This window comes from Massilia sp. PWRC2 (assembly GCF_049896725.1).
Classification (GTDB): Bacteria; Pseudomonadota; Gammaproteobacteria; order Burkholderiales; family Burkholderiaceae_D; genus JAFCUW01.
Window position 1 is genome coordinate 219954 of record NZ_JAFCUW010000007.1, and the last position, 13070, is coordinate 233023.

The following is a 13070-nucleotide window of genomic DNA, read 5'->3' on the forward strand; positions in this document are numbered from 1 at the left end:
GTCGCAGGCGACCGCGCACGAGCAGTCGCACCGCCCTGTCTTAAAACTCTTCCCAGTCGTCGCTTGAGACGGCGCTGGTGCGTGGCGTGCGTGGTGTGCGTGGAGCAGGCTGGGCGGCAGGGGCGGCAGCCGATGCCGCAGCGCTTGCAGCCGCTGTGACCACCGACGCGGCCGGCGCCGATTTGGCAGGCGCCCTGGCCCTGGCCAGGGCTGCCGGCCTGGCCAGCCGGGCCGGCGCTTTGTGCGCCGCCGCAGACGGCGCCGCTGCCGGGATTTGATTGACCGGCGCCGCCATCGCCTTGTCGAGCTTAAACACGCTTACCACCTGTGCCAGCTTGACTGCCTGTTCCTGCATCGACGCTGCTGCCGCTGCCGATTGCTCGACCAGGGCGGCGTTTTGCTGGGTTGCTTCATCCATCTGGCCGATGGCGCGGTTGACCTGTTCAATGCCGCCCGACTGCTCTTCGCTGGCGGTGGTGATTTCGCCCATGATGTCGGTCACCCGGCGAATACTGTTGACCACTTCTTCCATGGTGGCACCGGCGCGGTCGACCAGTTTGGTGCCCGCTTCGACCTGTTCACTGGACGCGCCAATGAGTTCCTTGATTTCTTTCGCTGCCGCCGCCGAGCGCTGCGCCAGCGTGCGCACTTCCGACGCCACCACGGCAAAGCCGCGTCCCTGCTCGCCGGCGCGGGCCGCTTCCACCGCGGCATTCAAGGCCAGGATATTGGTCTGGAAAGCGATGCCATCGATGACGGCAATGATGTCGACGATCTTGCGCGACGCTTCGTTGATGGCGCCCATGGTGTCGATCACCTGGCTGACCACGGCGCCGCCCTGGACGGCGACGTCGGCGGCGGCGATCGACAGGGTGTTGGCCTGGCGTGCGCTGTCGGCATTGTTGCGCACGGTGGTGGTCAGCACCGCCATCGAGGCGGCGGTCTGTTCGAGCGCGCCAGCCTGCTGGCCGGTGCGGCCGGACAGGTCGAGGTTGCCGGCGCTGATTTCCTGCGAGGCCAGCGCAATCGTGTCGGTGCCGGTGCGCACTTCGCTGACGATCGACGTCAGGCTGTCGTTCATGTGGCGCAGCGCGCGCAGCAAGGCCGCCGTTTCATCGTTGCCGGAGTTGTCGATGTGGTGCGACAGGTCGCCCGCCGCCACCGTCTGCGCCACCCCGACGGCGGCGCGGATGGGACGCACGATGCCAACCGTGAGGCGCCAGCAAAACGCTCCGCCGAGCAGCACGGCGCACAGGGTGAGCATGCTGATGAGACGCGTGCTGGCGTTCGAGGTCGCTTCGATGGCCGCGGCGGCGCCGTCGATGCTGCTGTTTTGCATACCGAGCAACTCGTGAATCGATTCCTGATAAGCATGCGAAGTGGGCAAAAATTCCTTGTCGAGCACACGCGTCGCTTCATCGGCGTTGCCATCGGCCTTGGCCTTGACGGCGGCATCGCGCAAGCGGAAAAATTCCTTGCGTTGACCCATGATCTTGTCGAACAGCTGCTTTTCCGGTCCCGCCAGGATCAGCGGTTCGATTTTTTCCAGCAGTTCGCCCGACTCGCGCGTCGTCAGCGCCGTGTCGTCCTTGAAAAAAGCACCGAGCGACGGATCACTGCTCTTGGCAATCGCCGCGGTGCGGCGCACGGCCCCGTAAATACGCGTGTACCACTCGGCGATCAGGCGCTCTTTGGCCAGCGACTGGCTCAGCACCGCATGGGTGTCGCGCGAGATGTGCTGCAGGCGCCAGACGCCCGTACCGGCAATGACGACGGTGAGCGCCAGTACCAGCGCAAAGCCAATGGCAAGACGCTTGCCGATCGTGAGGTTGGCGAAAAAGCCCATCAGATATGCTCCAAGGTAGCAGAACCATAAATACTGAAAGTATCGGTATACTACATGCTTCTTGGAAACTTTTTAAGGGTTGCCGACTTTAATGGCGCTGCTGTTGCAGCCGCCGCACGCCAGTTTGCCCGATCCGTGTGCCTATTTGCCAGCATTGACAAGCAGGCCAAGCGGCGTGCGCGCGTCACGCTGATGGCGCCTTCATCGTGCGTTCATCGTGCGTTCATCGTGCGTTCATCGTGCGTTCATGTCTTCCCCGCCTGCTGGCCGGGCGCGAGCCACACAAACGCACAGGCGCTGGCGGCGACAGCGGCGAGCGCACCCACCACCATCGCCACCTGAAACGCCGCCTGCAGCGCGGCGCCGTGGGCGACCAGGATGGCGCTTGACAGCGCAGTCGCAATGAGCCCGCCGGTGCGGGCGACGGCGCTGTTAAAACCGGAGGCGATGCCACTGTGCCGCGCGCCGACGGCGCCCAGCACGGCGTTGGTCAGGGGCGCCACCGCACCGGCCATGCCCAGTGAAATAAGCAGCATGGCCGGCAGCGTGCCGCTCCAGTAACTGGCGGCACCGCTGATGCGCAGCGCCAGCAAAAAGCCCAGTGCCACCAGCGCCGGCCCCACGGTCAATGGCAGGCGCGCACCCAGTCGGGCCGCCAGCCGACCCATCAGCGGCGCCGTCAAGGCAATTACCAGCGGCATCGGCAGCAGGGCGGCGCCGGCCTCAGTGGCGCTATAGCCGTGCAGATCGATGAGCAGATAGGGCAGCAACAGCAGCACGCCGCCGAGTGCGCCGTACAGTAAAAACGTCACCAGATTGAGGCCGGCAAAGGCGCTGGCAGCGAACAGGTCAAAGGGCAGCATGGCAGCGGCGCCGCGGCGGCGCTCCCACCACAGGAAGGCGGCCAGCAGGGCGACGCCGCACGCCACTGCGGCCCAGACCAGAGCGCCGGCGCCGCCGTGCGTCGACGTGACCGCGGAAACCAGCGTCAAGCCCCAGGTCAGCGCCGCCAGGCCCGCCGTCACCAATAGCGCGCCGCCCCAGTCAAGTGGCGCCGGCGCGGTCGCGACCTGGCGGTCGATGAAGCGCGCCCCCAGGTAGAGGGCGCCGGCGGCGATCGGCACATTGATGAGAAACATGGCGCGCCAGCCGACCAGGTCGATCAGCCAGCCACCGGCCAGCGGGCCGATGGCGCCGGCAGCGGCACCGGCCGCGGCCCAGGTGCCGATCGCCTTGCCGCGCGCCTCGCCACTGAAACTGCTGCCCAGGATCGCCAGGCTGGTCGGCATCAACAACGCCGCGCCGATCCCTTGGGCGATGCGCGCTGCCAGCAGCGAACGCAGGTCGGGCGCCGCCGCGCACAGCATTGACGCCGCCAGAAACAGGCTCACACCGATGAGCAGCAGGCGCCGGTGGCCCCAGCGATCACCGGCGGCGCCGCCGATCAACAGCAGCGCGCTCAAAGGCAGCAAATAACCGCTGACGATCCACGACAGGTTCAGCGCGTGGTCTGGAAAGCTGCGCGCAATGGCCGGCAGGCCGACATTGACGACCGCACCGTCGACGAACGCCAGGCTCGACGCCAGCACCGTGGTGGCCAGCACCATGCGCGGATGGGCGCTGGCCGGGGCGGCGGCGGCTGGCGCGCGCGCCTGGGCAATGGCGCGGTCGCACAACGGCAGGATGGCGGCGCTCATGGCACCGTCATGGCGTGATCATCGGTCGGCCATGCCGCACGCATGCCGCGTGCATGGGACACTCACGCCGCACTGACCGCGGCTTGAGGGGACGCCGCCTGCGCGTTCAGATACCGGTGCACCTGCGCCACCACGGCAGCGCCCTCGCCGACCGCCGCCGCCACCCGTTTGACGGAGCCGGCCCGCACGTCACCGATGGCGAACACGCCCGGCACCGAGCATTCCAGCGTATCGGGGCGGCGGCCAGCGCGCCCGGCGCCGTCAGGGCCGGCGTCGATCAAGGCCTGGCCGGTACACACAAACCCGTGGCCATCGAGCGCGATCGGACATGCGCCCAGCCAGGCGGTGTTGGGGTCGGCACCGACAAACAGAAACAGCGAGCGGGTCGCCATCTGCACGTGCGCCCCATCCGCGCCAGCACCGCCAGCACCACCAGCACCACCAGCACCAGCACCAGCGTGGCGCCAGCGCACCCCGCTCAAGCTGCCACGCTCGCCCTGCAGCTGCAGCAGTTCGCAGTGGGTATGCAGCACGATGCGGGGGTTGGCATGGATGCGATCGACCAGATACTGCGACATGCTCGCTGCCAGCGCGCCGCCGCGAATGAGCATGTGTACGGTGCTGGCGTGCGAGGCCAGAAACACCGCTGCCTGCCCGGCCGAATTGCCGCCACCGACCAGCACCACATCCTGCCCCTCGACCAGCCGCGCTTCGATCGGCGAGGCCCAGTACGACACGCCACGGCCCTCGAAGCGTTCGAGGTCGGCGATGGCGGGCCGCCGGTAGGCCGCGCCGCTGGCAATGATGAGGGCGCGCGCCTGCACGCGGCGGCCGTCCTCCAGCTGCAACTGGTGAAACAGTCGCGCCGGTCCGGCGCAGTCGACGCTCTCGACCGCTGCCGGCACCAGCACCTCGGCGCCGAATTTTTCGGCCTGGACAAACGCCCGCCCGGCCAGCGCCTGCCCGGAAATCCCGGTCGGAAAGCCCAGATAATTTTCGATGCGGGCCGAAGCACCGGCCTGGCCACCAAAGGCGCGGGTTTCCAGCACAATCACCGACAGCCCCTCGGAGGCGGCATACACGGCCGCCGCCAGCCCGGCCGGACCGGCGCCGACGATGGCGACGTCGCGCACGGGAGCGTCATCAAACTCGCACAGGCCAATGGCCCTGGCCACTTCGCGCTCGCTCGGATTGCGCAACAGGCTGCCGTTCGGACACACCACCAGCAAGGCGCCATCGGTGTGGGCGGCGTAGCGCTGCGCCAGCGCAGCGCTGGCAACATCGCTGGCAACATCGCTGGCAGCAGCGCTGGCCAGGTCGACCACCGTGTGCGGCTGGCCATTGCGCGTTAAAAATCCGGCGACCCGGATCAGCTCGGGCGCCGCCGCGTTGCCGATCAGCAGCGGGCCGCCTGCCCCCGACTCGATCAGCATGACGCGGCGCAAAATCAGCGCGCGCATGATCAACTCGCCGATCTCGGCCTCGGCCACCAGCAGGGTACGCAGCCGCTCCGGCTCGATCAGCAGCGCCTCCAGCGGCCCCTGCGCGCGGGCATCGACGAAGGCCGGCTTGCCAGACAGTTGCCCCACCTCGGCGAGAAATTCGCCGGCGCCCCGCAGCGCCACCGGCACGTCATTGCCGAGGCCGTCACGGCGGCTGACGGCGACGGCGCCGCTGAGCACCACGAACATGCCGGCCCCGCGCTGGCCCGCCTCGAACAGCACGGCGCCGTCGGCCCACTGTCGACGCGCGCCAAATGGCAGCAGGTGCGCGATCTGCGCCGCCGTCAGCACGGGAAAGGCCTGGTGACGGCGACTGGCCAGCGTGCTCGCTGGCGAGGCGCCGTCAGCGACAGACTTCAGGGCGGCGTCGCTGGAGCCGCTGTCGGCGTGGAACATCATGTGTGCGCTCTGCCATCGGTGGAGGAAGGTCATGGTGCGCGTGCAAGGGCGCAGGTATCCGGCGGCAGCTGCTGGCACCGCGTTGCGGACCATGATAGCGCGAAGCGGCGTCCTGCGAATCGATGCGCGCCTATCGTGCGGACCCGTCGTGCGGACCCGTCGTGCGCGCCATGGCAGGCTCGCCGATGGCGGGCGCCTTCAGCCGCCGTGCAGGCCGCCATCCACATAAAATTCGCGCCCGGTGCAGCGCGCAGCGCCGTCCGAGGCCAGGAACAGCGCCATCGCCGCCACATCCTCGACCAGCACCGGCTGATGCAGGCACTGGGCCGCCAGGATCTGCGCCTGCGCCTCTGGCGTGTGCCAGCGCTGCTGGCGCGCGGTGATGACGGTGCCGGGGACGATGCAGTTGACGCGGATGCGCTGGCCGCCAAGGTCACGCGCCAGACCGCGCGTCATGCCTTCAATCGCCGCCTTGGCGGTCATGTAGAGCGCCAGGCGCGGCAGCGCCAGGTGCCATGAAATCGAGCCGACGTTGACAATGACGCCGCCGCCAGCGGCGGCCATCGCCGGCGCTGCCGCCTGCGCGCAAAAAAACTGGTGGCGCAGGTTGACCGCCATCCGCTCATCCCAATACGCTGGCGTCACCGCGGCCACATCGTGGCGGTCGTCGTTGGCGGCATTGTTGACCAGTACATCGATGCCACCGGCGAGCACGTCGGCCTGCGCCAGCGTCGCCGCCAGTGCCGCCAGATCGGTCAGATCGCAGCTGATGAAACGGGGCGCGTGCACGCAGTCGGCCAGCGCCTGCTCGAGCGCGCGCGCGGGCTCCTGCAAAATATCGAAAAACACCACGCGGGCGCCCTGCCTGGCGAACGCCGTGACGATGCCAGCGCCGATGCCGCTGCCGCCGCCGGTGACCAGCACGCGCTTGCCGGCCAGGCTGGGATACACGTTGCTCATGGCTGCTCCCCTTTCAACAAGCCGCGCTGCGCCAGGTTGGCATACAGGGCGCGCACGCCGAAGGTCCACGGCGCAATGGCGTCGGCGTACTGCACATGGTTGACCAGCGCACCGAGCGCCGGGCTGCTGATGGTCACGCGGTCACCGAGGTGGTGGGTAAAGCCGTGGCCGGCGCCATCGCGGTCATCGATGGGCGAAAACATGGTGCCCAGAAACAGCATGAAGCCATCGGGATAGTGGTGATGGCTGCCGATCGTCTGCCGCACCAGCGCAAGGGGATCGCGGCTAATTTCGCGCATGTGGCTGATGCCCTCGAGGATAAAGCCGTCGTCCGCCCCTTCGATGCGCAGGCTGACATCGGCCGCCCGCACGCTATCGATCGTAAAGCGCTGGTCGAACAGGCGGATCAAGGGGCCGATCGCGCACGAGCCGTTGTTGTCCTTGCACTTGCCCAGCAACAGGGCGCTGCGGCCTTCGATATCGCGCAGGTTGACATCGTTGCCCAGCGTCGCCCCCACCGCCACGCCCAGGCTGTTGACGGCCAGGACGATTTCCGGCTCCGGGTTGTTCCAGTGCGAATCGCGGTGCAGGCCGACGTCGGCACCAAACCCCACCGCCGACATCGGCTGCGACTTGGAAAACACTTCGGCGTCGGGGCCGATGCCCACTTCCATGTACTGCGACCACATGCCGCGCGCCAGCAACTCGCGCTTGAGCTCGGCGGCAGCGCTGGAACCGGGCACGATGGTCGACAGGTCGGCGCCGATCGTCGCCTGCAGTGCCGCGCGCAACTGCTGCGCCTGCTGCGGGGCGCCGCCGGCCTGCTCTTCGATCACGCGCTCGAGCAGGCTGACCGCGAAGGTCACGCCGCACGCCTTGATCGCTTGCAGGTCGCACGGCGCCAGCAGCCGTGGGCCACTGCTGTCGTGCTGGCCGAGCGTGCGCGCCAGCGCCGCCGTCAGCGGTCCCAGCGATGGACCAGCGGCGCCGCGCACCAGCGCCAGCAGGTCGCTGCGCTCGCACAGGTCGGCCATGGTGGCGGCGTGCGCACTGATATCGATCAGTTCGCCGCCACGCACGGTGACCACGGCGGGGCCGTCGGTGGCGCTGCGGGTGACGCTCGCCGTCGCCGCACCGAGCCAGACGCGGCCAACCAGCAGCGCTTCATCGAGGTCGTACGGCAAACAGGAAGATAATTCAATCGTGCCAGACATGCTCGTTCTCCGGTTAGCGGTGTTCTGCGCGGGTGGCCACATCGACCCACACGGCCAGTGTCAAGATGGCGCCCTTGACGATCATTTGCCAGTAGGCGTCGACGTCGAGCATCGACATGCCGTTATCCAAACTGGCCATCACGAGGGCGCCGATGAGGGCGCCGTGGACGGTGCCGGAGCCGCCCCGCATCGAGGTGCCGCCGATGAAGCAGGCGGCAATCACATCGAGTTCGCCAGTGGTGCCGGCCGACGGCGAGCCGGCTGCCAGGCGCGCCGTGTTGATGATGCCGGCCAGCGCGCACATCAAGCCCATCAAGCCAAAGATCCACAATTTGATGCGCCGCACGTCGATGCCGGACAGGCGCGTTGCTTCCATATTGCTGCCGACGGCATAGACGCGGCGGCCGAACACCGTCTGCGTGGCGATATAGCTAAACACCGCCAGCAGCAGCAGCAGCAACAGCACGGGAAACGGGATGCCCTGGTAGCTGTTGAGGGTGCGCACGAAGGCCAGCAACACCAGCGCGATCAGCAGCAGCCGCAGGCCGTCCTGCCAGGCGGGCGCCAGCGGCAGTTGATGGGCGGCCAGATTCAGGCGCCGTCGCCAGCGCAGCAGCACCGCCACCAGCAACAGGGCAAGGCCCAGCGCGACCCCGCCCGCCGCCGGCAGATAACCCTGGCCCAGCTGCACCATTTCCGCCGACACCGGCGCAATGGTCAAACCGCCCGTCAGTCCCAGCACGACGCCGCGGTAAGCCAGCATGCCGCCGAGGCCGACGATGAACGAGGGGATGCCGGCATACGCCACCAGCGTGCCGGTGAACATACCGAGCAGCAGGCCGGCCGCCAGAACCACCGCCACCGTCAGCGGCAGCGGCAGATGGTGGCTCACATCCATGACGGCGGCGGCGCCCCCGAGCAAACCGAGCAGGGAGCCCACCGACAGGTCGATTTCTCCGGCGATGATGACGAAGGACATGCCGCAGGCAAGGATGCCGGTGACGGCCATCTGCCGCATCAAGTTCGACAGATTGCGCGGCGAAATGAAACCACCGCCCGTGCGCCAGCTGAAAAACAGCCAGATCAGGGCGATGGCGACGAGCAGCGCGATGATTTTATAGCGCGCGAATAATTGTTTGACGAGCAGAAAATTCATGGATTCCCATCACTGGTGTCGAGCGCCGCCGCCAGCAGCGTCTCCTGACGCAGATCGTGATTGATAAAGTCGCCGCGCAGCCGCCCTTCTCCCATCACCAGCACGCGGTCGGCGATGCCGATCACCTCGGCGAACTCGGACGACACCATGATGATGGCAACCCCCTGGGCGGCCAGGGCGAACATCAGCTTGTAGATTTCTACCCGCGCACCAACGTCGACGCCGCGCGTCGGTTCGTCGAGAATGAGCACCTGCGGCGCCGTCAGCAGCATCTTGGCCAGCACCGCCTTTTGCTGGTTGCCGCCCGACAGGCTGGTAATCGGCAGGAAGGGACTGGCCGCCTTCAAGCCCAGCCGGGCGATCTGTTCGCGCACGGTGCGCAATTCGGCAGCGCGGTCGATGCGGGTCAGGCGGGCAAAGCGTTGCAGGATGGCCAGCGTGATGTTCTGGCCGACGTCGAGGTCGCGCACGATGCCGTGCTGCTTGCGGTCTTCCGGCACCATCGCAATACCGGCGCGAATCGCCCGCAGCGGCGTGCTGGTATCGACCGGCTGGCCGTGCAGCCACACCTGGGCCTGGCAGCGTCCCCGATAGGCGCCGAACAGCGCCGACACCAGCTCGGTGCGGCCAGCGCCGACCAGCCCGGCGATGCCGACAATCTCGCCGTGCCGCACCGCCAGCGACACATCGTCGACGCGCTTGCGCTGCGGCCGCTCGGCATCCATGCAGCTGACATGGCGCGCTTCGAACACCACCTCGCCCAGTGCACGCGGCTGGCGCGGATACAGCTGGCGCAGGTCGCGCTCGACCATCTGGCCGATGATGCGCCTGACGTCGAGCTCGGCCATCGGCGTGGTGGCGATGTGCTTGCCATCGCGGAGGACGACGATGGTGTCGCAGACGGCGGCCACTTCTTCAAGCTTGTGCGAAATATAGATGCAGGCCACGCCCCTGGCCTTGAGGCTGCGGATGATGCCCAGCAGGACGGCAATTTCGGACGTCGTCAGCGACGACGACGGCTCGTCGAGGATCAGCAGCCTGGCCTGTTTATTCAAGGCCTTGGCGATCTCGATCAGTTGCTGGTGGCCGCCGCCGTACTGCTTGACCGGCAGCACGACGTTGACATCGTCGAGCTTGAGCTCGCCCAGCAACTGCTCGGCACGGCGGTGCATGGCCGGATAATCGAGGCGGCCGCCGGCCAGCGTCAGCTCGTTGCCGAGAAAAATATTCTCGGTCACCGACAGTTCCGGCACCAGCATCAGTTCCTGGTGGATGATGACCAGCCCGGCCGCCTCGGTATCGCGCACCGAGCTGGCCACCAGTGGCCGGCCCCGCCACCAGATCTCGCCCGTCCAGCTGCCATGCGGATAGACTGCCGACAGCACCTTCATCAGGGTCGATTTGCCGGCACCGTTTTCACCGCACAGGCCGATGCATTCGCCGGGGCGGATGGCAAGGTCGATGCCATCCAAGGCAACGGCGCCGTCAAAGTGCTTGACGATGCCTTTCATGTACAGCAGGTAGGCAGATGCAAGGTCAGTCATGCGGGCTCACAGGGCGGGACGGGCGGCGGCGGCTGGTTTGCTACGCTGGTTTGCCACGCTTATTTGCCCGTGAGCTGATCCTGCGTGTAATAGCCATCCGTCACCAGCAGGTTGACGTTTGCCCTGGTCAGCGCCGTCGGTTTGAGCAGCACCGCATTGACTTGCTTGAGGCCGTTGTTGTACTGGGCGTTGTAGACCGGCTTTTCATCGCGCACCAGCTGCACCGCCAGCTTGGCCGCTTCTGCCGCCAGCTGCTTGAGCGGCTTGTACACCGTCATCGCCTGGGTGCCGGCCATGACCCGCTTGACGGCCGCCAGGTCGGCGTCCTGGCCCGACACCGGCACTTTCCCCGCCAGTTTCTGCGCATTCAAGGCCTGGATGGCGCCGCCGGCGGTGCCATCGTTGGAGGCGACGATGGCGTCGATCTTGTTGTTATTGGCGGTCAGCGCATTTTCGACAATCGCCAGCGCCTCCGAGGGACTCCAGTCCTTGACCCATTGCTGGCCGACGATCTTGACGTCGCCCTTGTCGACCAGCGGCTGCAACACCGCCATCTGGCCTTCGCGCAAAATCTTGGCGTTGTTGTCGGTGGGGGCGCCGCCCAGCAGATAGTAATTGCCCTTCGGTTTGAGGGCCGCCACCGTGCGCGCCTGCATTTCGCCGACCTGCTTGTTGTCGAAGGAAATATAGGCATCGATGTCGGCGTTGAGAATCAGGCGGTCATACGACAGCACCTTGATGTTGGCTTTTTTGGCTTCACGAATTGTGTTGTTGAGCACGGTGGCGTTGTAGGGCACGATGACCAGCACGTCGACCCCGCGGGCGATCAGATTTTCGATTTGCGCAATCTGGCGCTGTTCGCTGGCATCGGCCGACTGCACGAACACCTGGGCGCCCATGCTGGTGGCGGCGGCGGTGAAAAAATCGCGGTCGCGGGCCCAGCGTTCGACCCGCAGGTCATCGATGGAAAAACCGATTTTCGGGCTCTTGGCGTCGGCATTGGCGGCGCCGCTGGCAAATGCGAGAACGGCGGCCAGCATGGCCATGATGCTGATGGTGCGCAGTGTCTTCACGGGCTTGTCTCCAGAATGGTTTTTGTGCGATCCCGTCTTCCCGGGCGATTTCCCGGTTCCAAGATTCGTAGGGGAATGTTGCGCGGACTGGGCGGTGCGCGCAATTATGAAATTGACGAATGGGCATTACGATTTACGCGCTGGCGGCGCCATGTCGCCGTTCGCGGTCTTGCCAGGCACGCGGGGTGCAGCCCAGCTCGCGCTTGAACACGGCGTGCATGTACTGCACCGACGTAAAGCCGCAGCGCAGCGCCACCTCGGCGATGTTGGCGTCGGCGGCAGCGAGCAGGCTGGTGGCCGCTTCGAGCTTGAATCGGAGAATTTCATCGTGCACGCTGCACTGCTGTTCCTGGCGAAAATGCGCTTCCAGGCAAGAGCGCGAGATACCGACGTAATCGGCCACCTGTCCCGTCTTGATGCCCTGGCAGGCGTACTGGCGGATGAAATGGCGCGCCCGCATCACGTGCGGATGGCGCGCCGGCTGGTGCCGGCTGGACGCCTGCGCATTGATGCCGGCCGGCGGCACCAGCAGGCGCAGCGCGCCCGGGTGGGCGCCGTGCAGCATCTGGTCGAGCAGGCGGGCGGCGCGGCGGCCGATTTCCTGGCCACCCTGGATGACCGAGGTCAGCGGGATGCGCGCCAGCATGTGCGCCAGCGGGTCGTTGTCGATGCCCACCAGCGCCACCTGCTCCGGCACGGCGATGCCGGCCAGGCTGCACCCCTGCAGCAACTGGCGCGCGCGGGCATCGGTGACGGCGATGATGCCGATCGGCTTGGGCAAGGCGCGCAGCCAGGCGATCTGCTGTTCACTGGCATCCTGCCACGAGGCGGCGCTGGTGCTGTGGCCGCGGTAGATGTCGGTGGCCAGATTGTCGCGCCGCAGCAATGCACAAAAAGCCTGTTCGCGCTCCTGGGCCCAGCGCGCGCCCGCGCTTGCAGGCAGGCTGAACATGGCGAAGCGCACCAGTCCCGCTTCGACCAGGTGCTGGTAGGCGACTTCAACGAGCCTGGCATTGTCAGTGGCAACATATGGCACCCCGGCCGGATAATCGGCCGCCGCAGCGTACGATGCGCCGACCGCCACCACCGGCAGCGGGCTGCGGGCAAGCGCGGCGGCAACGCTGGGATCATCGAAGTCGGCAATGATGCCATCGCCCTGCCAGTGCTCGATGCCGGCCAGGCGCAAGCGAAAATCTTCTTCGAGAAACACATCCCAGTGCGCGCGCGTGCTGGCCAGGTGGCTGGCGATGCCGGCGATGACGTCGCGGTCGAATATTTTATTGGCGTTGAACAGTAACGCGACGCGGTGCGTTGGCGGCGTGCTCATGGGTGACGGCGCAGCCCTGCCGCGCGCGCCCGGTTTGCTTGGTTTGCAAATGCCATCGCCTCTCCTGTCCCCGTGGCGCCGGCGGTGGACGCTGCGGGCACCTCGGCCCCATCATAGGAACAGGCCAGCAGGCGGTCAATTCAGGGGGCATAGACGACGCAGATTATGCGTCGCAGGTACGGCGCAGCAGATACGGGCAGGCTCAGTCGGGCATGTCAAACCGGTAGCCGACCCCACACACGGAAGCGCTGCATGCGCTGGCCGGTTCGACCGCCTGCAGTTTCTTGCGCAAATTCTTGATGTGGGTATCGCTGGCACGGTCGCCGAGGTCACGTCCACCGTCCCATCCACG

General features: G+C 67.0%; 9 protein-coding genes and 1 pseudogene. All 10 read right to left on the minus strand.

Going from position 1 to position 13070, the window contains the following annotated elements; all coding sequences use genetic code 11:
• Positions 1-40 precede the first annotated feature (40 nt).
• The gene (locus ACP7BZ_RS15315; protein WP_426114614.1) at positions 41-1846 is read right to left on the minus strand and encodes a methyl-accepting chemotaxis protein; all 1806 of its coding nucleotides are present in this window, start codon (positions 1844-1846) and stop codon (positions 41-43) included.
• Between the two features lie 245 nt (positions 1847-2091).
• Complete coding sequence (locus tag ACP7BZ_RS15320) at positions 2092-3543, minus strand: MFS transporter (protein WP_426114616.1); 1452 nt, start codon at positions 3541-3543, stop codon at positions 2092-2094.
• Between the two features lie 62 nt (positions 3544-3605).
• On the minus strand, positions 3606-5441 hold the full coding sequence (locus ACP7BZ_RS15325) for an FAD-dependent oxidoreductase (protein ID WP_426114770.1): 1836 nt from the start codon (positions 5439-5441) through the stop codon (positions 3606-3608).
• Positions 5442-5642: 201 nt separating this feature from the next.
• Positions 5643-6404, minus strand: a complete 762-nt coding sequence (locus tag ACP7BZ_RS15330; RefSeq protein ID WP_426114618.1) for an SDR family NAD(P)-dependent oxidoreductase — start codon at positions 6402-6404, stop codon at positions 5643-5645.
• Positions 6401-7618 (minus strand): fumarylacetoacetate hydrolase family protein, encoded by a 1218-nt coding sequence (locus ACP7BZ_RS15335; protein WP_426114620.1) that lies wholly within the window; start codon positions 7616-7618, stop codon positions 6401-6403. The genes ACP7BZ_RS15330 and ACP7BZ_RS15335 overlap by 4 nt, the downstream gene beginning before the upstream one ends.
• Positions 7619-7631: 13 nt before the next feature.
• Positions 7632-8774 (minus strand): sugar ABC transporter permease, encoded by a 1143-nt coding sequence (locus ACP7BZ_RS15340; protein WP_426114622.1) that lies wholly within the window; start codon positions 8772-8774, stop codon positions 7632-7634.
• Positions 8771-10294 (minus strand): D-xylose ABC transporter ATP-binding protein, encoded by a 1524-nt coding sequence (xylG, locus tag ACP7BZ_RS15345; RefSeq protein WP_426114772.1) that lies wholly within the window; start codon positions 10292-10294, stop codon positions 8771-8773. Before xylG ends, ACP7BZ_RS15340 begins: the two co-directional genes overlap by 4 nt.
• A gap of 83 nt (positions 10295-10377) precedes the next feature.
• A complete protein-coding gene (gene xylF, locus ACP7BZ_RS15350; RefSeq protein ID WP_426114774.1) occupies positions 10378-11364 on the minus strand; it encodes a D-xylose ABC transporter substrate-binding protein in 987 nt (328 codons plus the stop codon).
• A gap of 160 nt (positions 11365-11524) precedes the next feature.
• Complete coding sequence (locus tag ACP7BZ_RS15355; RefSeq protein ID WP_426114624.1) at positions 11525-12718, minus strand: XylR family transcriptional regulator; 1194 nt, start codon at positions 12716-12718, stop codon at positions 11525-11527.
• Positions 12719-12920: 202 nt separating this feature from the next.
• Positions 12921-13064 (minus strand): annotated as a pseudogene (locus ACP7BZ_RS15360) (hypothetical protein); the annotation flags it as partial.
• Positions 13065-13070 lie beyond the last annotated feature (6 nt).